The organism is Halomicronema sp. CCY15110 (genome assembly GCF_016888165.1).
Lineage (GTDB): Bacteria > Cyanobacteriota > Cyanobacteriia > Phormidesmidales > Phormidesmidaceae > Halomicronema.
Window position 1 is genome coordinate 14035 of sequence record NZ_JACSWC010000421.1, and the last position, 22154, is coordinate 36188.

Consider the following 22154-nt stretch of genomic DNA (forward strand, 5'->3'; position numbering starts at 1 on the left):
TGTGAAATGGTGAAAATACCCCCAATGCGGTACTGCACTGGGGGCACTGTAGTCGACTAATTCAGCCTTCGCAAACCAGGAATCTATGGGCTTGTTCAGAACTCATAGAGTCTGCCTAAAGAATTTCAGCCGCCGTCGCATCTTCCTTTAATTCACGTTTGAACAGCGTCAGCAGCGAAGGCGTTACAAAGAAGCCGAAATAAATACCCAGCAAACCAGTCACACCGTGCAACAAGACATCAAATCCAAACAGTGGAAACAGGCCAAAGACCGTCTTGGTAAATGGAATAGTTCCCAGCAGGCCAAGGGCGGCATAATAGATGCCCAGTTGTCCGGAAAAGAAGCGGGAACTGTCTAGCGAGATCGCAGCCGCAATGCCAATCAGTCCAGTTGCGATATGGATGATGTTAATGGGCGCATTCACTGGCAAAATGCCTAACAAATAACCATATTCTGCCGCAATGCCATACTGCTTAATAGCAGCATCAGTGCCTGGGTGACCCACTAAGGCAGGCACAAACCCCATCGCTCCGATGACGACATAGACAATCCCGATAACTAAGGCAAACTTTTGGGCAGTTTTCATAGGGGTAGTTTTCATAACTTTAACTAACCTCGACAAGTGATGTTTCATCTACTTGAAAATTTAGCAAGCGGCTAGAGAATAAACTTCCCTTGAAAGAAGTAACTGGATCTACGGCTACGGATAGACGACTCTCCTGACTTGACGCTGCCGAGAGGCGTGATTATCTGCTCAAGTGCTTGTTCAGTCAGGGGTTGAAGTAGATGGCGGGAAAGAACTTAGGGATCTGCAACTAAATAAAGTACCGATTCAATCCGGTTTCGACTTCGCTCAACCTACCAGTATCGAGAGTTGAGCGGAGTCGAAACTCGGTTCCTGGGGATCTTTTTTGCGCGCAAGTCCCTTACTCGACGTTTGTGCTGAGGCCAAAGTTAATTTTCTGTGCATAGCCGACAATGCTGAGGTGGTCGTTCTTTTCAAGCGGAGATGACCTTGAAATATTGTGAGCGCCAGGTCTTCCTTGGTTGTGTTTTTTTGCGAGATGTTGGCGATCGCCCTCAAGATTCCCCAAGGCGATCGGGCGTTGCTAAAGACACAGAACCGGCGCGGGAGAGGGGCCAAAAGCGAAACCGGGCGATGCCGATGATGTTGTCTTGGGGGAGGATACCCCACACGTGGGAGTCGTTGCTGTCGTTGCGGTTGTCGCCCATCACGAAGAGGCCACCTGGGGGCACTGTGATGGAGCCCATGAGATAGTCGGGCGGCTCTAGGGTATAGCTTTCTTGCAGGGGCTGCCCATCGACCAGCACTTGATGATCGCTGACGGTGACGGTTTCGCCGGGGGTCGCAATCACCCGTTTGATGAAGGCTTGATCGCCCCGATAGCCATATTCCTGCAGCTGCGGCGGCGGTTGAAAGACGATGATGTCGCCCAGGTGGGGCGGGTGCAGGCGGGTGGAAATTTTGTCGACCAGGAGGCGATCGCCCACGTGCAGCGTCGGCTCCATGGAATTGGAGGGAATAAACCGGGGTTCGGCAATGAAGATGCGCAAAAAAACGGCAATGACGAGGGCGATCGCGAGAATCTGAATATTTTCGCGCTGACCCTTCCACAAACGCCGCCACAGCGGTTGTGGGGGCGGCGTGGCGGCGTCCTCTGAGGATTCAGTTGTCGATAACTCATCGGGCTTAGACTTCATCACACCATCGCTTAAAACCGCGTCTCATACTCTAACAGGACGCCGGTGCGATCGCGGAAGTCCTCATAACTGGTAGTGCCCCGCAGGACAAATTCATCGCTGAGGCGATAGCGAGTGTTGAACTGAAACGGCGTATCATTCGTCAACACCTTCAATACTGAAACCGAGATGGTGGGGCTAATTTCAAACCCCACTTCTGCGCCAATATCAGATCCCTCGTTGACGCCACCCGTCCCGTCTGACACTTGGAATAGACGCACCTCACTGATGGGCACGGTATCGCCCAGAAAATCACGCACCGTATTCAACAGCGCCGACCCGACAAACGTACCAATGCCCGTCAAGGCGTTATCACTGCCGAGGGCATCAATCGCACCAATGACGTTGCCGCTCAGCAACGCGACAATTTCGCCCTCCGAGCGAGGGGGCGAACTGCGGAGGGTTAAATTGCGTGAATCGGTCGTGAGATTGGCGAGTTCACTGGCGGGGCCGGTATAACGAGCGTTAATGCGCACTAACCGATTGCCTTGCTGAGTCAGGCCAATGGCTTCCAGGGTGGTGTTGTCTGGCACTTCATTGCGGGGAAAGGGACTGGTGGTGACCTGCACACCCGATGAGGAGGCTTCCGGTAATGAGGTTTGCAAGGTCACATCGAGTAGCGGATCAAAAGAGCCGCGAAAATCGGCGCGATCGTCATCACCGGCGAGCCGCAGTTCCACCGCAAATAGGCCGATGCGCCCCGATGGCAGCTGAATCGTGCCGGTGGGGCGCAGGGTTGACAGGGTGCCGTCTAGCCGCATCCCACCCTGGGCGTTCACATTGAGATAGTTGCCCTGCACAATATTGATGTCGCGCCGCAGCAAAATGCGCAGATCCGCAAACGCGAACGGCGGAAAAATGCTGTCTCCCCCATTTCTCTCAACCGTCGCCGGGGGCGTGGTGCCCCTCCCTTCGGGAATCGTGATGGTGCCACCCGATAAGTCAATGGCTCCAGTGAGCTGGGGCCCCAGCAGTAAACTGCCGACTAGCTGCATTTCGCCATTCACCTGCCCCTCATAGAGTCCCTGCAAGTCGAGGGCAATATTGTCGAGATTTAACGTCAGGGGCTGGTATTGGGGACTCGCTGCTTCAGCCGTCGTCGGCTCGTCGGGGGCGATCGCGGTGGGCGGCGAGGCGTCCTCATCTTCCTCAGGGGCGGCGGCGTCATCCGCAAAGTCGGCCAACGTATCGAGCGGCAGCAGCAGGGGAAACAGGCCACGAGCTGAGAGTTGCCCTTCGCTAAATTGTCCGGTGAGCTGTTCCACTTCGATCGCTTGAATGCTGGGCACCAGCCGAACGCGCCCGGTGACATTCGTCATGGGCACCGGCAGGGCACTGGCCGAAATGGTGGCATCGTCTAGGGTGATCAGCCCTTGAAATGTCTCAGGCAAACTATTGTTGGTTTGCAAATCGCCCGCAATGTCGAGGATGACTTCACCCTGACCGTCTTCCCAGGCCACTTGCTGGGTAAACAAATTGAGCAATGCCAAGCCTTCGTTTTTGACATTGGCCCGTAGCAAATAGCTTTGGTCGGCGGGCTCAATGTCCACAAATCCTAATCGATAGGGCACCGCCGCCGTCAGCGTCAGGGGATCATCCGCCCCAATTAACGACAGTTGTGCGTCCAGGCCCGCCCGGGCGTTGAGGTAAGAAAAGGTCGCCGTCGTGTTGGAAATGGCGGTGCCATTGAGGGTGCCGTCAATCACTTCCAGTTGCCCGGTGAGCTGGGGGTTGCCCAGGCGACCGCCCAAAGTCGCGGTACTGTTGAGGCGGCCATCGAGGTCAAAGGGCAAATTGGCAAAGTCTTCAAGATTGCTGATCGGGACGTTGGTGATTTCTAGCAGCATTTCTCGTGCGGTCTGATCTTGCGGATCGAGGGAAAAACTGCCAGTGAGGGCCGCTGAGGCCAGGCCGCCCTCCTCATTAGAGTTGAACTGCAAGGGGGCAAAGGTGACCAGCCCATTTTGATAACTCCCTTGGGCGACCATCTGGTCGGCGCTGATGTCCGGGCCCCAGGTCCAGTTTTCGCCCGCCAGGTCAAAGGTGGCGCGGAGATCGGCGGGTAGGGTCGCGGTCACATTAACGCGACCCGCAAAGCTGCCCTCCAACTCGCTCAGCGGTGGAATGGGGGCTTCTTGGGCAGCAATTTCGTCCAGAATTTGGATTTCGATGATTTCCGATAGTCGCCGCAGTTGGTTCAGCAGGGTGTCGTTGGGGCTGCCGACGGGATTGGTCGCCAAAATTTTGGCTGCTTCCAGGGTGGAGGCGGGAATGAAGCCTTCATTGGGTGCCAGTCCCCGGCGAAAGTCTGCGAGTTCCTGAATCTGGAGCATTTTTAAGAGGTCACGCAGTTCGCCCGCTTCCGCCGAGAAGGTGCCGACCAGTTGAGGGGTTTGCCCCAGACTATAGCGACCGGACACATTGTAAGTACGGGTGGCGATCGCCTGCCCGCGTTCATTGCGATCGGCCATGACGATTTGCCCGTTATCGAGCTGGGCTACGCCATCGGCATAGCGAAAGCCGCCATACAGCCGATCCACATTCAAATAGCCAAACCCGAGATATTCCACATCAAACTGACCGATCGCGTCCCCCGTGCGGAGATTGATACTCGCGTTGGCAAAGTCTACCCGCCCCCGCAGTGAGCCGTAGGCCGCCGGTTCAGCGGGGATATTCAGCACTGAAATCGGGAAGTTATAAAGCTGGGCTTGCAGCAGGTCACCTTCGGTGGTGGCGGTGGCGATCGCCTCCCCAGCGCGAATTTCCGCATTCAACTGGCGAGTTTGGGGCACATAGGTCGCGGTAATTTGGTCATTGTTGCCTAACAACTCGACCGCCAAGCCCGCTTGATTGGCGTAAGTCACCGGACCAGATAAGCGCGGGTCAAAGACTAAATCGTTGAGGGCCAGGTTCGCCAGGGCCAAATCGCCGGCAAAATTCAAATTGTTGGGGCTGCCGGTCAACCGTCCCTGCAAGTTGGCAATGCCTGCCAGCGCCAGGGCGGGTGGAAAATTGATGGGCAGGGTCGCCAGGTTATAGTTGTTGGCGGCGAGGTTCAGGTCGATCGCGGCAATGCTGGGCGCGCCCGCCCCCGAGAGCTGCGGCGTGACGGTGCCACTGGCAAACAGGCCGCCGGTTTCTAAACTATCGATGCGTAGTAGACGACCATCCCAAGCCAGACTGGCGTCCAGGGGGGCGGGCGATCGCCCCAACGCCGGATTCAGCACCCGCGCCGTCGCTAAGCCATCGGACAGCCGGACATTGGCCCGGCCTTGGATCGCCGTGGGCGACAGGTTGGCTAAGCTGCCTGCCAGCTGAAAGGTTGCCGACCCGGTGCCGCGCAAATCCGGCGACAGCTGTTGCAGTTGCAAATTGTCGCCCCGACCGTCCGCCTGCCAGGTGCCATTCGCCAGGCTAAAGGTACTGTTCAGCGTGCCGCCAGCCAGCGTCGCGGCTAGGTCGCCATCGCCCCGGAGTCCCGCGAGCGAAAAATTGCGCGTGCTGCCCCCCAGGCGCACCTCCCCCCCCGCCGTCACTCCGCGCAGCGCGGCATTAAAGAAGCCCAATTGCAGCCCTTGCGCCTGCACGTCTGCCGTCCATTGCCCCGGTGTGAGTCGCCCCACCCCCGTGACGGTGCCGCCCGCAATTTCGGCCCGCCGCAGCGTTAGGACGTTGCGTTCAATTTCAGCCGTGCCCCGAGTTGGGTAGGTGCCGTTGGGGGCATCCCACGTGACTACGCCATTGAGATCATTGACGGGACCCGCAATGTCGGCTTCTAGGGCCAGGGTGCCAATGGCAACGTCGTCGGGCAAGCCATAGAGACGGGCGATCGCATCCGCTGGCAGATCCGTGCCGAGGACATCAAACGCGATCGCCACAGGTCGCCCAAACCGCAGCTCACCATTGCCGGTTAATTCGCCCCCCGCGCGGGGATTCGCCACCAGGTCGGCAAACTGGAAGCCGCCGGAACTATAGGTAACCTCAGACGCCACCCGCGCAAACTCCACCTGGTCGATGCGGCCACCGTCCACGGTTTCCACCAGTCCCGTCACGGTGGGTTTTGCCAGCGGCCCCGTGAGTTTTACACTCGGGGCCTGTAGCGTCCCCGCCATCGCCACGGGATACTCAAAGTTAAAGGTGTCGGCAATACTCTCGAGAGTCACCGGCGCGATCGCCCCCGTCAGGTTGTAGCCATTGCGGGGATCGATGGTGCCGCTAGCCTGGGCTCTCAAATCGCCAAAGGTCGCTGTGGTGTCTTCGAGAACCACCCGATTGCCCTGAAATCGGGCTTGGGTGTTGATCTCCGAGAATGGCGTCGCCAGACCATTAATAGACAACTCGCCATCTTCGAGGCTGGCGGTGCCCGTTAGCCGGGGCGCAGCAAACGGGATCAGTTCCGCTTCCACATTGCCGTTGAGCCGCCCCGCCGTCATTACCAGGGGCAGACCTTCCCCAGCCCTGGCAAACACCAAAGGCGACAACGCCGCTAAGTCAATCGCCTGGGCCTGCACGGCCAGGTTAGCCTCCAGGGAGTCGAGCAGATTTGGGGATGCATTTTCTCCGTAATCCAACTGCCGAATCACGCCGCTGAGATCTAAATCCCCAGCATTTTCGGGACGAGAGCTGAAGTCTAGGGTGATTTCCTGGGCATCTAAATGAGGTTTGTCCCCGGCACGGGGATCATCCACCACGACTGTTTGCACCGAGACCGTGCCGTTGATTTCGTTGAGGGTTAATACCTGAGGCGGCTCCTCTGGGCCTAAGTAGGGCAACAGCCGCACTTCGCTGTCGGCAAAGGCCACTGTCGGATTCACCCGGATGAACGGCTCGCCCCCATCGTCGTCTTCATCGTCATCCAGGTTGATCTCAACCTCGACCCAATTACCTTGTTCATCTTGTTCGATGTAAACCTGAACGCCGGTCAAGGTGATTTGTGGGTTGACTTGCCGCCACAGTAGGCTAATCGGGTTAAACCGGACGGCGATGGTCTCGACATACAGCTCATCGGGATCGGTGGCGGTGGGGGGCATGACCGACGGCCCAAACTGCACCCCGGTAATCGAGATGCGCTCCACTTCCCCTAGGGTTACGGGCCGATCAAGCGCCTCGGTCAAATATTCCGATGCCCAAGGGGAAAGCGTTTCGTGGGCAAACTGCCAGACCGCGATCGCCACTCCCCCAAGGCTCAGAGTCGCGATCGCCCCGATCGCCAGTCCTGTCGTCGTCCAGAGGCGACGACGCTGTTGTTGAGGAGTCGATTGTGGCTCTGGGGATGACCCGTTGCTCATGGCCTACACACCTGTGCTGTCTGCTCAGGGCCGCTGTTTGGCCTGGCCGCCCTGAGATGCTCACTCGAATACACCAATCGCCAACATGACATTACCAAGGTTGGGCAAGATTTAGCAGCCTTCTGGATCGACGACTGGATAAATTTGCGGTGGTCCCGCATTGAAATGATCTGGCTGCCCATTAAGATACTTAAAATTAACGCTTATGGATGATCGACGGATTAAAGACTCATGCAAGTCTATGTGCTCTTGTTTAACGCGGGGACTGACAACGAGGGAATTCACTCGTTACAGGCCAACGGCCGAAACACTGTCCTCATGTTTGAAAATGAGGATGATGCGACTCGCTTTGGTCTGATGTTAGAGGCGCAGGATTTTCCGACGCCGGATATCGAAGCGTTTGAGCAAGACGAAATCGAAGAGTTCTGCGAAGAGGCCGGCTTCGATTTGCGGCTGATTCCATCGGGATCATTGATGGTACCGCCCGACAGTGCGGTCGAAGAAATGGCTTGGGATCCTGACGGTGAATATGTGGAAGAAGTGCCCCCCACGGCGGATGAATCGCGATTATCCAATGAAGAACTTGACGATATTCGCCAGCGGTTGGAAAAACTGCTCTAATCCCGTAGCGATCGCGATTGGGGATTGGCGATAACATCACATCCCGATAACGGTCGTGGCTGGATAGCAGTGACAGCCCGCCGGTTGTATCAGTGCTTTAATGAGTCCATCTTTGTGAACCGAGGCATTACCACAAAGAATGACACGGCCATAGGAACGAGCGCGCAGCTATTCACGAGCCTGAATGCCAGAAACCGAGATGTTGGAGGGATTCAGTTCACGTCGTGCGCAAGTGGGTGACGAGAGCTTGTAATCCGAGACGATAGCTCTCAGCGCCAAAACCTGAAATTTGCCCGATCGCGACGGGGGCAATGTAAGAATGGTGACGAAATGCCTCGCGCTGGTGAATATTGCTGAGATGGACTTCGACAGTAGGAATGGCAACTGCTGCAATCGCATCACGGATCGCAACGCTAGTGTGAGTGTAGGCCGCAGGATTAATCAACAAACCATCAAAAACCTCAAAGGTGCTCTGGATTAAATCCACCAGAACACCTTCGTGATTCGATTGTTCTATCGATAAATCAACGCCAAGCTCCTCAGCAAGAGACTGCAGGAGTTGGTTGATACCGCCTAACGTCTTGAGGCCGTAAATGCCAGGCTCACGCTGGCCCAATAAATTAAGGTTAGGCCCGTGTAGAACTAATATGTTGAGTGATTGCTGAGTCACGCCTAGCGAATGCGGCGATCATCAACTGGCACGGGAATGGGCTCGGATTCAGGCTGGGCTTGGGGGCCAAAAAGAGCATCAGCTAATCGGTTTAACCACTCTTTTAGCTTGTCCAAAACCTTTTCAATATCCATGAAGGCGCTCTCCGTCTCGGCTTTAGATGCGCATGTGACGACTACCTAAGCACCAACCAGGCGAGGGATATGGGCCTGATTAGCTATTTAGCCTCAAAAGCATCCTTTAATGATGATAGCCGATATCAGCAAATGATCAACCTTCAGCAAATGTTAAAGCAAATGTTAACTGGCCTGTAGCGATCGCCTCAGGAGATCCAAGGCGGAACAGCAACTCAGATGGCGAATCCAGTCGCGTCCCCGCAAGTTACCAAAGCGAAAGGAATGACTGACTACGCTACGGTCTGGCCCCGCAATGCCGATATAAACCAGGCCAACCGGTTTCTCATCGGTGCCGCCACCGGGGCCAGCGATGCCAGTAATGCTAATGCCCCAGTCGGTACCCAGACGTGCCCGCACCCCTGCCGCCATTTGACAGGCCACCGGATCACTCACGGCCCCTTCTGTTGCCAAGCAATCAGGCTGCACGCCCAGCAGTCCGGTTTTTACCGCATTATCGTAAGAAATAATGCCGCCCATAAAATAGCTGGAACTGCCGGGCACCGCTGTGAGCATCTGGCCTAAGCCGCCGCCTGTGCAAGATTCTGCGACGGCTAAGGTCTGCCCTTTTTGTTGTAAGAGCGCCCCCACAGAGGTCGCTAAAGTTTCGTCATCATCGCCGTAGTAGTGCTCACCAGCAATCTCTAGGATTTCTGCGGCAATGGGGTGGATGAGCTCGGTGGCGGCGTCTGCGGTCGCGGCTCGGGCTGAGACGCGTAATTTCACCGTGCCTTGGCTAGCATAGGGGGCCACGGTGGGATTCTCCAGGTCAAATAGGTGATCGACCTGTTCCGCCAGGTTAGATTCGCCGATGCCCCAAAATTTGAGGGTGCGACTGTAAATCGGGTCAGCCGCCCAGCCCTCAGTTTGCAGGTAGGGCACAGCAGTTTCGCGCCACATGGTGTGCATTTCTTTGGGAACGCCAGGGAAGGTCATCACCACCAGTCCCGGACGCGGCTCCCAGATGATGCCAGGGGCACTGCCGCCGGGATTGGGGAGTACCGCCGCCCCTTGAGGCAACAGCGCTTGTTTGCGGTTGCTGGGCGCGACTTCACGTCCTCGATGGGCATATTTTTGCTGAATATCGGCCCAAATTTCTGGGCGCTCGGCGAGGGGGAAGCCAAAAAAGTCGGCCAGGGTTTCGTGGGTCAAATCATCGGGAGTCGGGCCGAGCCCCCCGGTGAAGATGAGTAAACGGGATCGATCGCAGGCGATCGCCACCGCCCGCTGAATGCGCAACGGATTGTCGCCCACCACCGTTTGGTAGTAGTGCGGAATGCCGAGTTGGGCCAACGCCTGCGCTAAAAACTGGGCGTTGGTGTTGGTGATATCGCCAAGCAGTAATTCACTGCCGATACAAATAATTTCCGCACTTCCCTTCATGGGTTTTGCTATTCCCGATGCCGATAGGTTCACGTCCCAACAGGGTGGTCAAGCCATGTCATGATGTAGGGCACTGAGACGACATTTTATCTGCGATCGCTCAAAAATACCCGCCGCCTCCTGTTTTTCCGCCTCACGATCGCGCTGCCTGATGATTGGGTCTGTACTGTTATGAAACTTCTCGTCCCTCAAGTTTCCCGCGCGGTTTGGTGGTGGCTAGGGGGCGGCTTCGTTTTTCGTCTGATCGTCGCCACGTTTTTACCCGTGGGTTTCGATGAAGCCTATTACTACCTCTATAGTCGTCATCTGGCCTGGAGCTATTTTGATCATCCGCTAATGGTGGCCCTCACCACTGGCGTCGGGTGGTGGCCCATCGGCACCGGGGCCGCTCTGACCATTCGCGTGGGGGCGCTGCTGCTCTATCCCTTGAGTTTGCTGTTGCTGTATGTCGTGGCGCGACATCTGTTTGATGAAAAAACGGGGGTGCTTGCGATCGCCATTGGCTCCATCGCTCCCATCTTTTGGATTGCGTTTGGCGTGCTCACCTCGCCTGACAACGGCCTCATCTTTTTCTGGACGCTGACCTTTTTGCTCGCCGCGTGGGAATTCATTCCCGATCGCTTCTCCTCCGCCTCCTCTTTAAGAAAGGCGACGTATCAACCGACTTATCGAGTCGCGCTGATCGGCCTGACCGTTGGCCTGGCCTGCCTGAGCAAATATCACGGCTTCCTGCTCGGGGCCGGCTTGGTGGGCTTTTGCCTCACGAGCGATCGCACCCGCAAAGTTTTTGGGTCGCCCTGGTTGCTGGTGTCGCTGCTGCTGTTTGGCCTGACGCTCACACCGCTCTGGTGGTGGAACGCGCAAAACGCCTGGTTCTCGTTTCGCTTTCATCTATTTTTGCGGTTTGATGGCAATGGCACCCCGAACCCTTACCGTCCGCTTGATGCGCTCGGCACCTGGGGACTGGGGCTGCTATATTTATTCCCAACCATTGGCCTACCCCTCTGGTGGTGTACCGCCAAGGCGCTGCTAGAGCGGATTCAAAGCATCTTGCAACCCCCCATGAGTGCGGGCGAACGGGTGGCCCGCGATCGCCTCGGTTTAATCCTCTGGTTGTCGCTCCCCATCGCCGTCGGATTCACCTTGCTAGGGGGGAAACAAGCGATTTATCCGGCTTGGCCTGCGCCTGGTTTTTGGGGCATGACGATTTTGTTAGCCCATGCCGCTAGTCACTGGCGATCGCACACTGTAAAGCGCTGGCTGGGCGGCACGGCCATGGTTTTAGGGGCATTGGCCCTGGTGGCACTGCTGCATTTAAACCTAGGTTTTTTACAAAAGCCCAGTAACTATGCCCTATTGGGTGGACTCGTGCCGATCGAACAGGATGGTTCCACAACGCTGCTGAATGTGGGGCAGTTGCGATCGCGGTTTGCCCAAGCCGCCCTTTTGCAAACCGCCCTAGCCGACGCTGACTTCGTTTTCACCGACGAATTCTATCTGTCTGGCTATGTCGATATGGCGCTGTATCCGTTAGCGCAAAAACCCATCACCGCTTTTAGTCAAGATCCCCGGGGCTTTGCCTTCTGGCATGCCCCCGACCAGTGGCGTGGTCAAACTGCCCTCTACATCACCCTTGCGAGTCTGCACCCCGACCGCGATGAGCTGAGGGCGGAATTTCAGCCCTATTTCGCTAATCTAGAACCCATTGGTGAAATAGAGCTCTCTCGGGGGGGCGTCAAAGCTGAAACCATACTGGTTTACCGGGCTGAGAACATGAATACGGCGTATGAATATCCCTATCCATAGCCGCCGCCAAACCCTCGAAACGTAGATCAGCCAAGTAAATGGCCTCTGCGAAGTGCGGCAGAATTACCAGGCCAAAAACCAACTGCGTTGCTCCCAAATCATGACGACGCCGCTGACCGCTACAAAGGCATACACCATCTGCTGAAACTGCTCATTACTAATCCGCTCCAGCACCCACTTGCCCAGGAGATTCGCGGGCACTGCCCCTAAACCAATCAACAAACCGTAACCAATATATTCGGGTCGCAGCACCCCGAGCACGGTGTAACTCAGCAGCTTAAAAATGTGCAGAAAGGCTTTGTTTGAAGCTTTCGTGGCGATCATGGCCTCTTTTTCCAGCCCGTAGGAAAAGTACATCGGGTTCATGATGGGGCCAGTGCTCCCGATGAGGGCAGAACCAATCGAGTTGAGAAAGGCGACTGGAAGAAAGTACCAGGCTGGGATGGGAAAGGGGCGATCGCTCCAGTTCAACACCTTACTGAGCCAATAATTGGCCACCATGCCCAGCAGCGCCACCCCGAGCAAAATTTGGAGCCAATCAACCTGCACCCAAGCAAAGATCCATGCCCCCAGCATGGAACCCGCCAAACACCCCGGCAAATACCAGGCCGTCACTCGCCAATCAATTTCCCGCCAAAAGAATAGGCTCCGCTGCGTGTTGCCAATTAGCAGGCCCGTGGTGATGACCGGAGCCACGGCCTGGGTGCCCAACAACACCGATAACAGGGGAATCAGAATAAACGGACTACCGCCCCCGGCCAACATACTGAAAAACCAGGCGACAAAACTTGCTCCAGAAATTAACAAAGCAATAACTGTCGTGGATAGATCAAGGGAAAGCGGTGGCATAGTTAGCGGCCAAATCCGAGTTGCAGGGTAGTTAAATTGCTTAACTATTCTTTAAGTTAGTTTAGAGTACCCAGCCCAGGATTACCGCCTCAGCTTGGCCCAAGGATTTGATGAGCGTGGGCTGGATGTCTGCACTCGAATAACTTACACCCCAACTCAATCGCAACGAGAGAGCCCTCTGCGCCACAGAACCGGCAAGGTTGTTACAAAGCGAATTTTTTGTTTTGCAAACTGTAGTCAGGGATGGGGCTAAAAGCCGCTAGCTTAAGCATTAAGTCGGTGATTCCACTTGGAAACCTGGCGAATTATTCAATTCAATTCTTTCCTATGACTTCAAACGCGATTCTTGATGCCGCGCCCGAACTGACTGCTTCAGCCTATGTGGTGGTGGGGGTGGCGATCTGCTTTCGCCGCGTTGATGACGAACTCGAAAGTATCAAGGTTTTAGAACCCATCCCCTCGGCTTACTTGGAATCGCTTTTTCTGGGCATTCCCACGGCCTATGAGGTGGTGATGGCGACGACTTTGGGTGACTTGCAAAGTGACCAGTTCATGAACCAAGCCAGTATGGCTGATGTGCGTCTCTGTGAAAACTACCGCGATCGCGTCATTGCGTCGGCCCGTACCTATGACGGTCACCCTGAGGCCAAATCACTGATGGCAGTTGGTACCCAGCACACCGACCTGAACCACTCTACAGAAAAGAAGCGCATCCTCAACTTTAAGAACATTGTCAAGGCCGAAGACAATGTGCGACAGCACGCCCATACCCACAAAAAGCTCTAGTCCCATTAGTTCGTCGTGTGGCCCTGGCAAGGGAAGCGTGCAGCGTCGGTGGCGTGAAAGTGTGATGTCACCAAACTGCATTCAGCCTCCCAGTTCAATAGGGAGTAGGGGCCACAGGGAATCCAGGCGAGGGTATCCCCCAATTGGAATTGGCAACTGGCTGGTAGGCCAGATTGCGACTCTTAACCATGGCTGGGTGACTCTGAGGATGCACCCCAGCCATGGTTTTTATTGACCTGGGTGATTTCAGGCCCAACGCATGTCGCCAGATTGGTGCTGGGTTTGGACTTACTGCAGGCAAAATAGCCGCTATAATAGGCTTCATATGCTTACTCATGAATGTTTATTCGCTATATTGACGCAGTCTGAAAAGTCTACATGGGAAAGTGATTTCGTTATATAAGCTTCGCTAAAGCAAATTTTACTAAGCCTTATATACCCTTTCAGCTACAGCGTGGTTAGTCTCTCTATCCAAGCTGTAAATTTCGTCTTTTAGCCTTTAGCGCTCATGAGGTGCTGCTGCCATCGGTAGGCCCACAAGCCTGCTGAATGGTTTCGTTGACTATTCTATGTGCTTTAGAGCGATCGCTGAAAATATGACTTCATAGTTAATCTGAATCAATAACCCGTGAAATTTTCCCTGTAATCAAACTCCCCAAATTTATGCCCTTATCCGTTGCGACACAACGCCTTTCCGTCTTTGTCGATGGCAATAATATGTTTTATGCTCAGCAAAAGAACGGCTGGTTTTTCGACCCCAGACGGGTGTTAGAACATTTCACCGCAGAAGATGGTGGACTGAGCTTAGTGAATGCCTTTTGGTATACCGGCCTCAAAGATCCGCAGGATCAACGCGGCTTTCGGGATGCGCTGATCAGCCTGGGCTATACGGTGCGGACCAAAATTCTGAAAGAGTACTACGACGATAACTCGGGACGCTATTCCCAAAAGGCCAATCTCGACATCGAAATTGTGGTCGATATGTTTAATACCGTTGAGCAATACGATCGCGTGGTGCTGTTCAGCGGCGATGGCGATTTTGAACGGGCGATCGAACTCCTACGGTCGAAAAATACCCACATTACGGTTGTTTCCACTGAGGGGATGATCGCCCGCGAGTTGCGAAACGCCACCGATCGCTACATCGACTTAAACAGCATTCGCAAAGCCATTGAAAAGCGAGATAGCTATCATTAGGTTGGCCGAAGGGGCCACGTATACCATTAACGGTTTTTGGGTGGCGGTAACCTCATCTCCTGCCAGCGTTTATTCCTGATGACGGGGCTCAGCGTGAGCGGTATTACTAAGGTAGCGACAGCCATCATTGAGAATTGCTGTCGTGCTGTTAAGTCAGTCGCTGTTAGTCGCGGATATTGCGATCAAGCAACGCAATGGGACGCGATCGCTGGGCCACCGAAATCGAATGCTATTCTCAAAGGCGTATATTGACTGAAGTTACGACTGTTAGAAGAGACTGAACTGATGAGAATTTGGCGACGTTGGCTGTCCCCAGTGGCCCTATTTATCTGCGCGGCATTTGTCACTGTCGCTTGCGCAGGCAATACCGGCGGTAACGATGTCATTCGCGTAGGCTCAAAAGATTTTACTGAGCAGCTAATCCTGGGCGAAATGTATGCCCTAGTGCTCGAAGACGCCGGCTATCAGGTTGAACGCAAGCTGAATTTAGGGGGCACACCGGTGGCCCAAGCGGCGCTCGAAAGCGGCGAAATTGATTTGTATCCTGAATATACGGGCACCGGCTTATTGACCGTTCTAAAAGCTGAAGTGGATAGCGATCCGGCAGCGGTGTACGAAACCGTTTCTACCCAGTACAAAGAACAGTTCAATCTGGTTTGGCTAGAGCCGTCGCCGATGAATAACACCCAGGCTCTGGCGATGACCCAGAAGAGATCTAGCGAACTGGGCATTACGACAATTTCGGATTTTGCGGCCCAAGCCAGCGACCTCACCTTGATTGGCCCGCCTGAATTTGAAGTCCGAGAAGACGGCTTGCCTGGCCTCCAGGCGGCTTACGGAGATTTTCAACTCAATAGTTACAAAGCCGTTGATGCTGGGTTGCGTTATAGAGGTTTGGTCGATGGTGAAGCCGATGTCGCGGTGGCGTTTGGGACAGATGGCGAAATTAGTGCCTTTGACCTCGTCGTTTTGGCAGACGATCAGCAACTCTTCCCGCCTTATCAGGTTGCTCCTGTGGTGCGCCAAGAGACGTTAGATGCTAATCCTGAAGTCCAAGATATCTTGAATGGGCTAGCGCCTTTGATTACCGACGCAGTGATGCAGTCGCTTAACTATCAAGTCACTGGCGAAGCCCAAGAGCCCGAGGTTGTGGCGCAGCAATTTTTACAGGAGTCAGGACTGCTGGAAGCCGCAGCGAATGACTCTGAGTAAAGCGTTTGGATAGCTTACTGAACTGTGGTTGACGGGTTCGCACTCCTTTGGGGTCGCTAAATTGACGGCAGCGATCGCGCCAACACCTATAATTCCGGCCATTCTCTAGGTTTGTGATGGGCAATATTTTATTTGAACAGGTCACGCTGAAATTTTCGGGGATGGCGCGCCCAGCTGTCGATCAGGTGACTTGTGAAATTCAGTCCGGGGAGTTAGTGGTCATTTTGGGGCCTTCGGGCTGCGGCAAAACGACGCTGCTGAAAATGGTGAATCGCCTTTATGAGCCCACCAAAGGGCGCATCACCATGGCGGGGAAAAATATCAAAGCACTACGCCCGACTACACTGCGGCAAAAAATTGGCTATGTGATTCAACAATCGGGGTTATTTCCCCACATGACGGTGGCGAATAATGTTGCCGTCGTGCCCAAGTTGCTCAAGTGGCCGGCGCAGAAAATTCAAGCTCGGGTCGATGAGCTCCTACAGTTGGTGAAGCTGCCGCCCGCCGATTATCGCGATCGCTACCCAGCCCAGTTGTCGGGCGGGCAACAACAGCGAGTCGGCATCGCCCGCGCTCTGGCGGGGAATCCGGACTACATGCTGATGGATGAACCCTTTGGAGCCATTGACGCCATTACCCGCAGCGCTCTGCAAGCCGAGATTTTGCGCCTGCATCAACACCTGAAAAAGACCATCCTGTTTGTATCCCACGATGTCGATGAGGCGCTACGGTTGGGCGATCGCATTATTGTGATGAATGCGGGCCGCATCGTTCAATTTGACACGCCCTTCAAGCTCCTCACGCAACCTGCCGATCCCTTTGTCCATCAACTTCTGGGGGCCGATGATATGGTGCGTCAGTTAGGCCAGGTGTCGGTTGATGCGGCGTTACTGCCCCTCCCCGATCCGTTTCATGCCGATCAGCATCCTGCGGTTGAGGCGAATGCGAACTTGCGTGATGCTTTATCCATCATTTTGAAAACGGGCGCTCCAGAACTAGCCGTTGTCGATCAGGGCAAACCCGTCGGGCGACTGACGCTAGATCACATTCGCACCTGCGCGCGGGAGCCGAACTGCTAATGGCCTACTTGCTGAACCATCCCGGTGAAATCGCCACCCTGGTCTGGCAGCATTTACAGATGACGCTCACTGCCCTCGCGATCGCAATTTTGATTGCCGTCCCCATTGCGCTGTTGATCAATCGCGTGCGTTGGCTATCGGTTCCCGTGATGGGACTGTTGGGAATTTTCTACACCATTCCCAGTCTGGCGCTGATTATTTTTCTGGTGCCGGTGTTTGGGCTGAATGCGACTTCGGTCATTGTCGCGATGGTGATCTATACCCAGGTGATTTTGGTGCGCAACCTGACCGTGGGGCTGGAGGGCATTGACCGCTCAGTCCTGGAAGCCGCTCGTGGTATGGGGATGAGCCTCTGGCAACGGTGGTGGTGGGTCCAGGTGCCGTTGGTGCTGCCCGTGTTTGTAGCGGGGGTAAGAATTTCTGCTGTGGTGGCGATCGCGATCGCCACCATTGGGGCCAAGTTTAACGCTGGTGGCTTAGGCCGACTGCTATTCGACGGCATTCAAACGAATCGCATCGACAAAATCTGGGCCGGCTCGATCGCCGTCGCCATCCTTGCTTTTGCCTTAAATGGTCTGCTGCTCTGGCTCGAACAGTGCAGTCAGCCAGCCAATCAGCAGTAGAGAAGCCAGGCGGTGAGTTCACATCTAGTGTACGAATTTGACTTTGGACCATCAGGGTGACTGAAGACTAGGAAAGGGGTAGAAGGGCTGAATCTCTATGCTCTACCCCTGATGCCAACCCATCTGGAAACGTTACGCCAATTTCGCTGAGGCCTTTACGAGAGCTTTCCGTGTCGCTGCGATCGCTTACCAGACTTGCTGGACGCCTTTAGTAGCAATGAGCGAGCCTGCTTTTAGGGGATTAAGCCTTGGGGCCTGCCATGGCAACAACGCCCGATTGCTGCCCGGGCACTGCCAGACTACAGTGGCCTCCTGTGACCATCCGGTTGTTGCCCCTGCTGTGAGGTAACGGCGATCGCGGCAGCCCAGATCCGGGCTTTGCCTATCGCCGTTACTTCCCATCTTCCGTCATGATGGAACGGGCGTTGTTGCAGAGGGACTATGGCCGATCGCTCGAACCGTTTACCGTGGCGCTTTTGGATTATTACGCTCGTCGCGTTTATTAATGCGGTCAGCTTCACCATCATCATTCCGGTGTTGTATCCCTATGCCAAACAGTTTGGCCTGAGCGACTTTCAGGCCAGTTTGCTGACCACTGCGTATGCCGCTTCGCAGTTCATCGGGACACCGATTTTGGGTCGCTTGTCGGATCGGGTCGGGCGTAAACCATTGCTGATTCTGAGTTTGCTGGGTACCGTGCTGGCCAATCTGATGGCGAGTTTGGCTCCCTTTGCTTGGTTTTTATTTCTCGCCAGGGTGCTGGATGGAGTGACTGGGGGGAATAATTCGATCGCGCAAGCCATCATCAGCGACATGACGAATCCCGCTCAGCGGACTCAGGCATTCGGCATTTTTGGCGCAACATTTCGCCTCGGGTTTGTGGCGGGGCCACCGTTGAGTTATTTGGCGCAGGTGGTGCCACCGCTACCCGGCATCTCATCTTTGGGCATGAGTTTTATGGTGTCAGCGGCGATCGCCCTCATGGCAACGATTCTCTGCGCCGTTTGTTTGCCAGAAACTCACGAAGTGTGCGAAAAGTTTGAATTGGCCTGGTCCGATTTTAAGTTGGGCCGCATTGGGCGATCGCTCCAAAATCCCCGCTTTGGCCGCACCTTTCTCGTGACTTTTCTGAGCGGCTTCACCTTCACGATTTTTACCTTCGCGTTTCAGCCCTTTTTCTTGAATATTTTGGAACAAACGCCGGGACGACTCGCCCTCATTTTTGCCGTATTTGGCATTATCGGCTTTATGGCTCAGGTCTTTGGCCTGGAGCCGCTGCGCCAACGCTTCAACATCGTCAATATTTTGGCGTTTATGTTGGCGGCCAGGGGCGTCTGTTTTTTGCTGATTCCGGCGTTTCCGACCATTCAAGCATTTGTCTTAATCACAGTGATTTTTGCCGCGGTCAATTCCTTTCCGCTGCCGTTGATCGAATCCATTTTGTCGCTGCGCAGTGGGCCGCAGGAACAAGGAGAAGTGCTGGGTACCAACGCCTCGTTTCTCAGTTTGTCGAATGCGATCGGCCCCGCGATCGCGGGGGTACTGGTGAGCTTTGGCTACGGTCTCCCCTTTTGGATCACTGGGGTGCTGACCATCGGCGTCGCCTGGTTTGCACTCAGTTTGCGGGAGTCAGTACCAGCCCCCTCCACTAAATAGGCAGCAGTGTCACCCACTCGCCTTCATCTAGTCGTTACGAAAGTGTTTGGCCAAACGCGAGTAGGCCGAGATATTGGCGATCGAGACGCTGGCTTTGTTGGGGTCATCATCAATTTTATTTTCGCCGACGAGGCAATAGCCATCGGGCATGATGGTGTAGCTCATCTTGGCTTCGTCAAGCGGCACGTCTTGAAGATTGGCCCCCATCAAATTGGTGCCAAAGAGTGATGCCCCCGACAAGTTAGCCCCGGTGAGATCGGCCCCGCGCAGGTTAGCGCCATTGAGATTGGCCCCGGCCAATATGGCCTGCTGTAGGTTGGCCCCGCTGAGATCGGCCCCGCACAGGTTGGCTGATGATAACAGGGCATCTTTGAGACAGGCTTGGTGCAGATTGGCTCGAATGAGGTCAGCGGCAATTAAGTTGATTTGGTCGAGTCGCGCGGCTTGTAAGCGGACGCGCATGAGCGATGCCCCGGTCAAAATAGCGTGACGCAAATCAGCATGGTCTAAGTTGGCAGATTCGAGATTGATGAAAGGGAGGTAAACCCCACGCAAATCAGCCGCTTTTAAGACTAAATCGCTAAAGCTTTCCTGGCCTGCCTGGTAAGCATCAAGCAACTGTTGGGGATGGCGAATCGGTGATTTCACGGCAGCCTTGCGGGGGATGTCGGTAATGCTGGGGCGGTTAACCGCCGTTGCGCTGATCTGGGTTCAGAGCTGCGGCTTCCCAGCATTTCATGTCGATGAACCAACTCGAGGGGACGCCGCATTCGTGACGGTAGGATGCAAAGGGGACACCTGACGATCAGGGCACAGAGGCCAACGGCGATCGCCGCCATCAAGGCATCTATCCTTTAATTGTGGCTTAATTTGCGCGAAAAATCGGTCGCTTTCCGTCAAGACTTTACGTTTGTGATGCCCAGCTGCTGTCTGTATCAACACTGAGGTCTGCATCTCACGACGCGGTGATTTCGGTCCGCCAACCTGGGCGGAGCATCTGAGCAAACCAACCCTAAGGCATGAGGGTTGAATAAGTTGGGATAGCCGTCTCGGCTGCCCCAAGGCAGGCAAGATGTCTGCCCGAACCATTTGAATGTGATTTGATCCTCATTTCTAATGAGATATGCGTCAATGGTTAGAACTTGATCGCGATGGGCAAAGCACATGACCTCCTCACCGTCGACAGAGTGGCAGGGGCGTAACCACGACAAGGATCAGTTGCGCCAAACCATCTGGGCCTTATTAACCGAACAACGAGCGGTTCAGCGTGATCCGGTGGGGCATATTCCACACTTTATCGATGCCGCTGTGGCAGCGGCTAAGTTAGCCGAATTGCCGATTTGGCAAGCTGCCCAGGTGGTGAAATGTAATCCTGATGCGCCCCAAAAGTCGGTGCGGTGGCGAGCGCTAGAAGCTGGCAAACTGCTGTATATGGCGGTGCCGCGACTGGCGAAACCGCGTTGTTTTGTCGCGTTACAGCGGCGATCGTTAGCAGCCAAAGGTATTCCATTGTTGCAAGCGGCCAACATGCGCGACGCCTTAATTCATGGCGAATGGGTCACTTTTGAAGAGATGCAGCCGATTGACCTGGTGGTGGTGGGCTGTGTGGCGGTCAGTCGGCAAGGGGGCCGTACGGGCAAAGGGGCGGGGTTCGCCGATTTAGAGTTGGCGATGCTGCGCGAGGCGGGGTTGGTGTACCCCGCTACCCCGATTGTGACCACAGTGCATCGTCTTCAAATTGTGGAGGGCGATCGCCTCCCCATGCAACGCCACGACTGGCCTCTCGATTGGATTGTCACACCGGAGACGGCGATCGCCACCCACTCCACCTGGCCCCGCCCCACCGGTCTCGACTGGGCCACGCTCCAACCCGACCAGCTCCGTAAGATTCCGGCCCTGCAATTGCTACGGCAACAGCGTCAATTGCCCTCTGATGATGAGTGAGGGGGGTGCGGATAGAGCCATTGTTGATCGCCGAGCTCCCCTGAAAAATCATTCCTGGTGCTCAACCTGACCGCCTTGCCTGTGGTAACCGTTTGGACTCGCGATTTCCGCGCTATGTTAGGTAGCAGAAGTAAATCCGTAACCGAGAGTTGTCGATGGTGAGCTGTTCCAAAACGCTGATGATTGTCGCTGGCGCGAGCGCCATCCTGGGCGGAGCGATGAGTTTTCCAGGCCAGGCGGCTACTCCGGAAACAGCCCCCGCCGAACTGATAGATGCCATTACGGCGATTGAAACTGCCGCTAATGCGCAAGATTTAGCCGAGCTCATGACGTTGTATAGCCCTGACTTTGTCGGCCCCGATGGCTTTACGCGCGACCAATATCAAACCACCCTTGAGGAATTTTGGGCGCAACATACTGACCTGGTCTACGACGTCGAGTTGGTGACTTGGGAGCGTGAGGGGACCGCACTCGTTGCTGAAACGCTGACCACCGTTGAGGGTACGCGCTTGATCGCGAGTCGCGCCATGACCATGACCGCCACTGTGCGATCGCAGCAGCGCTATGAAAATGGGCAACTCGCGGCCCAAGAAATTTTGTCAGAAGAAAATCAGTTGATTGCCGGCGTCATGCCCCCCGACATCACGGTGCAACTTCCTGAAACCGTGACTCCCGGAAGTCGATTTGCCTATGACGCGATCGTTAGCGCCCCGTTAGGCGATCGCCTATTGCTGGGTCTCGCCTTTGACGAAGGCGTCACAGCAACTGATTTTTTGACGCCTCGCCCTGTCAACTTGGAAGCACTCACAGCGGGCGGCTTGTTCAAAATTGGCACTGCCCCCAACGAGCCTGACCAGCGTTGGGTTTCAGCGGTCATTGTGAGAGAAGACGGTATCGTCATCGATACGCGAAGACTGAACGTACAGGCAGATTGAGCGTAGTTTTCTTGAACACACCCAGGAGGCATGAGCGATCGCGCTCCAAGCTCACTCTAATTTGACGTCGTGAACAATTGAACTGCATCGGACTGTTCAACCAGCTCCGTCCGTCAGCCGTGAAACGTTGTAAGTATCGTAATTGTGCGTTCTCGTACTCGTATCCTCAAG

The 22154-nt window shown here is 55.1% G+C and carries 18 protein-coding genes; 10 read left to right on the forward strand and 8 right to left on the reverse strand.

Annotated elements, in window-relative coordinates; translation table 11 throughout:
* Positions 1-115: 115 nt before the first annotated feature.
* The 3 genes from JUK32_RS22330 to JUK32_RS22340 form a co-directional block, all read right to left on the reverse strand.
* Positions 116-601, reverse strand: a complete 486-nt coding sequence (locus tag JUK32_RS22330) for a DUF4383 domain-containing protein (RefSeq protein WP_204141080.1) — start codon at positions 599-601, stop codon at positions 116-118.
* A 479-nt stretch (positions 602-1080) separates the two neighbouring features.
* The gene (lepB, locus tag JUK32_RS22335; protein WP_204141081.1) at positions 1081-1722 is read right to left on the reverse strand and encodes a signal peptidase I; all 642 of its coding nucleotides are present in this window, start codon (positions 1720-1722) and stop codon (positions 1081-1083) included.
* Between the two features lie 11 nt (positions 1723-1733).
* Positions 1734-7049, reverse strand: a complete 5316-nt coding sequence (locus tag JUK32_RS22340) for a translocation/assembly module TamB domain-containing protein (RefSeq protein ID WP_204141082.1) — start codon at positions 7047-7049, stop codon at positions 1734-1736.
* A 231-nt stretch (positions 7050-7280) separates the two neighbouring features.
* Between JUK32_RS22340 and JUK32_RS22345 the strand changes: the two genes are divergently transcribed.
* Complete coding sequence (locus JUK32_RS22345) at positions 7281-7670, forward strand: DUF3110 domain-containing protein (RefSeq protein WP_204141083.1); 390 nt, start codon at positions 7281-7283, stop codon at positions 7668-7670.
* 217 nt (positions 7671-7887) lie between these two features.
* On the opposite strand, the gene aroQ is transcribed toward JUK32_RS22345, so the two are convergent.
* The 3 genes from aroQ to JUK32_RS22355 all read right to left on the reverse strand — a co-directional run bounded on the left by aroQ (position 7888) and on the right by JUK32_RS22355 (position 9896).
* Positions 7888-8340 carry a type II 3-dehydroquinate dehydratase gene (gene aroQ, locus JUK32_RS22350; protein WP_204141084.1) on the reverse strand — a complete coding sequence of 151 codons (453 nt, stop codon included), beginning with the start codon at positions 8338-8340 and terminating at the stop codon, positions 7888-7890.
* Between the two features lie 2 nt (positions 8341-8342).
* Entirely contained in the window at positions 8343-8474 is a 132-nt protein-coding gene (locus tag JUK32_RS28125; protein WP_255538347.1) for a hypothetical protein, read from the reverse strand.
* Positions 8475-8639: 165 nt separating this feature from the next.
* Entirely contained in the window at positions 8640-9896 is a 1257-nt protein-coding gene (locus tag JUK32_RS22355) for a competence/damage-inducible protein A (RefSeq protein WP_204141085.1), read from the reverse strand.
* 171 nt (positions 9897-10067) lie between these two features.
* On the opposite strand from JUK32_RS22355, the gene JUK32_RS22360 reads away from it, so the two are divergent.
* On the forward strand, positions 10068-11702 hold the full coding sequence (locus JUK32_RS22360; protein ID WP_204141086.1) for a glycosyltransferase family 39 protein: 1635 nt from the start codon (positions 10068-10070) through the stop codon (positions 11700-11702).
* A 63-nt stretch (positions 11703-11765) separates the two neighbouring features.
* Here JUK32_RS22360 and JUK32_RS22365 read toward each other — a convergent pair whose 3' ends face one another.
* Positions 11766-12551, reverse strand: coding sequence for a sulfite exporter TauE/SafE family protein (locus JUK32_RS22365; protein WP_204141087.1), 786 nt, complete (start codon positions 12549-12551; stop codon positions 11766-11768).
* A gap of 327 nt (positions 12552-12878) precedes the next feature.
* Between JUK32_RS22365 and JUK32_RS22370 the strand changes: the two genes are divergently transcribed.
* The 6 genes from JUK32_RS22370 (at position 12879) to JUK32_RS22395 (ending at position 19104) form a co-directional block, all read left to right on the forward strand.
* Positions 12879-13337, forward strand: coding sequence for a hypothetical protein (locus JUK32_RS22370; protein WP_204141088.1), 459 nt, complete (start codon positions 12879-12881; stop codon positions 13335-13337).
* 663 nt (positions 13338-14000) lie between these two features.
* Positions 14001-14534, forward strand: coding sequence for an NYN domain-containing protein (locus JUK32_RS22375; protein ID WP_204141089.1), 534 nt, complete (start codon positions 14001-14003; stop codon positions 14532-14534).
* Positions 14535-14819: 285 nt separating this feature from the next.
* The gene (locus JUK32_RS22380; RefSeq protein ID WP_204141090.1) at positions 14820-15746 is read left to right on the forward strand and encodes a glycine betaine ABC transporter substrate-binding protein; all 927 of its coding nucleotides are present in this window, start codon (positions 14820-14822) and stop codon (positions 15744-15746) included.
* Positions 15747-15862: 116 nt separating this feature from the next.
* Positions 15863-16825, forward strand: a complete 963-nt coding sequence (locus JUK32_RS22385) for an ABC transporter ATP-binding protein (RefSeq protein WP_204141091.1) — start codon at positions 15863-15865, stop codon at positions 16823-16825.
* On the forward strand, positions 16825-17448 hold the full coding sequence (locus JUK32_RS22390) for an ABC transporter permease (protein WP_204141092.1): 624 nt from the start codon (positions 16825-16827) through the stop codon (positions 17446-17448). The genes JUK32_RS22385 and JUK32_RS22390 overlap by 1 nt, the downstream gene beginning before the upstream one ends.
* A gap of 441 nt (positions 17449-17889) precedes the next feature.
* Positions 17890-19104, forward strand: coding sequence for an MFS transporter (locus JUK32_RS22395; RefSeq protein WP_204141093.1), 1215 nt, complete (start codon positions 17890-17892; stop codon positions 19102-19104).
* Positions 19105-19131: 27 nt separating this feature from the next.
* On the opposite strand, the gene JUK32_RS22400 is transcribed toward JUK32_RS22395, so the two are convergent.
* Entirely contained in the window at positions 19132-19752 is a 621-nt protein-coding gene (locus JUK32_RS22400) for a pentapeptide repeat-containing protein (RefSeq protein ID WP_309224605.1), read from the reverse strand.
* A gap of 516 nt (positions 19753-20268) precedes the next feature.
* Between JUK32_RS22400 and JUK32_RS22405 the strand changes: the two genes are divergently transcribed.
* Positions 20269-21048, forward strand: a complete 780-nt coding sequence (locus tag JUK32_RS22405) for a 5-formyltetrahydrofolate cyclo-ligase (protein ID WP_204141094.1) — start codon at positions 20269-20271, stop codon at positions 21046-21048.
* 155 nt (positions 21049-21203) lie between these two features.
* Positions 21204-21983, forward strand: coding sequence for a nuclear transport factor 2 family protein (locus JUK32_RS22410; protein WP_204141095.1), 780 nt, complete (start codon positions 21204-21206; stop codon positions 21981-21983).
* The last annotated feature ends 171 nt before the right edge of the window (positions 21984-22154 follow it).

What these genes read in the sequence shown, in the direction of transcription:
- JUK32_RS22330 (WP_204141080.1), bottom strand. Translation starts at nt 601, where the DNA reads ATGAAAACTACCCCTATGAAAACTGCCCAAAAGTTTGCCTTAGTTATC.
- lepB (WP_204141081.1), bottom strand. Translation starts at nt 1,722, where the DNA reads ATGAAGTCTAAGCCCGATGAGTTATCGACAACTGAATCCTCAGAGGAC.
- JUK32_RS22340 (WP_204141082.1), bottom strand. Translation starts at nt 7,049, where the DNA reads ATGAGCAACGGGTCATCCCCAGAGCCACAATCGACTCCTCAACAACAG.
- JUK32_RS22345 (WP_204141083.1), top strand. Translation starts at nt 7,281, where the DNA reads ATGCAAGTCTATGTGCTCTTGTTTAACGCGGGGACTGACAACGAGGGA.
- JUK32_RS28125 (WP_255538347.1), bottom strand. Translation starts at nt 8,474, where the DNA reads ATGGATATTGAAAAGGTTTTGGACAAGCTAAAAGAGTGGTTAAACCGA.
- JUK32_RS22355 (WP_204141085.1), bottom strand. Translation starts at nt 9,896, where the DNA reads ATGAAGGGAAGTGCGGAAATTATTTGTATCGGCAGTGAATTACTGCTT.
- JUK32_RS22360 (WP_204141086.1), top strand. Translation starts at nt 10,068, where the DNA reads ATGAAACTTCTCGTCCCTCAAGTTTCCCGCGCGGTTTGGTGGTGGCTA.
- JUK32_RS22365 (WP_204141087.1), bottom strand. Translation starts at nt 12,551, where the DNA reads ATGCCACCGCTTTCCCTTGATCTATCCACGACAGTTATTGCTTTGTTA.
- JUK32_RS22370 (WP_204141088.1), top strand. Translation starts at nt 12,879, where the DNA reads ATGACTTCAAACGCGATTCTTGATGCCGCGCCCGAACTGACTGCTTCA.
- JUK32_RS22375 (WP_204141089.1), top strand. Translation starts at nt 14,001, where the DNA reads ATGCCCTTATCCGTTGCGACACAACGCCTTTCCGTCTTTGTCGATGGC.
- JUK32_RS22380 (WP_204141090.1), top strand. Translation starts at nt 14,820, where the DNA reads ATGAGAATTTGGCGACGTTGGCTGTCCCCAGTGGCCCTATTTATCTGC.
- JUK32_RS22385 (WP_204141091.1), top strand. Translation starts at nt 15,863, where the DNA reads ATGGGCAATATTTTATTTGAACAGGTCACGCTGAAATTTTCGGGGATG.
- JUK32_RS22390 (WP_204141092.1), top strand. Translation starts at nt 16,825, where the DNA reads ATGGCCTACTTGCTGAACCATCCCGGTGAAATCGCCACCCTGGTCTGG.
- JUK32_RS22395 (WP_204141093.1), top strand. Translation starts at nt 17,890, where the DNA reads ATGGCCGATCGCTCGAACCGTTTACCGTGGCGCTTTTGGATTATTACG.
- JUK32_RS22405 (WP_204141094.1), top strand. Translation starts at nt 20,269, where the DNA reads ATGACCTCCTCACCGTCGACAGAGTGGCAGGGGCGTAACCACGACAAG.
- JUK32_RS22410 (WP_204141095.1), top strand. Translation starts at nt 21,204, where the DNA reads ATGGTGAGCTGTTCCAAAACGCTGATGATTGTCGCTGGCGCGAGCGCC.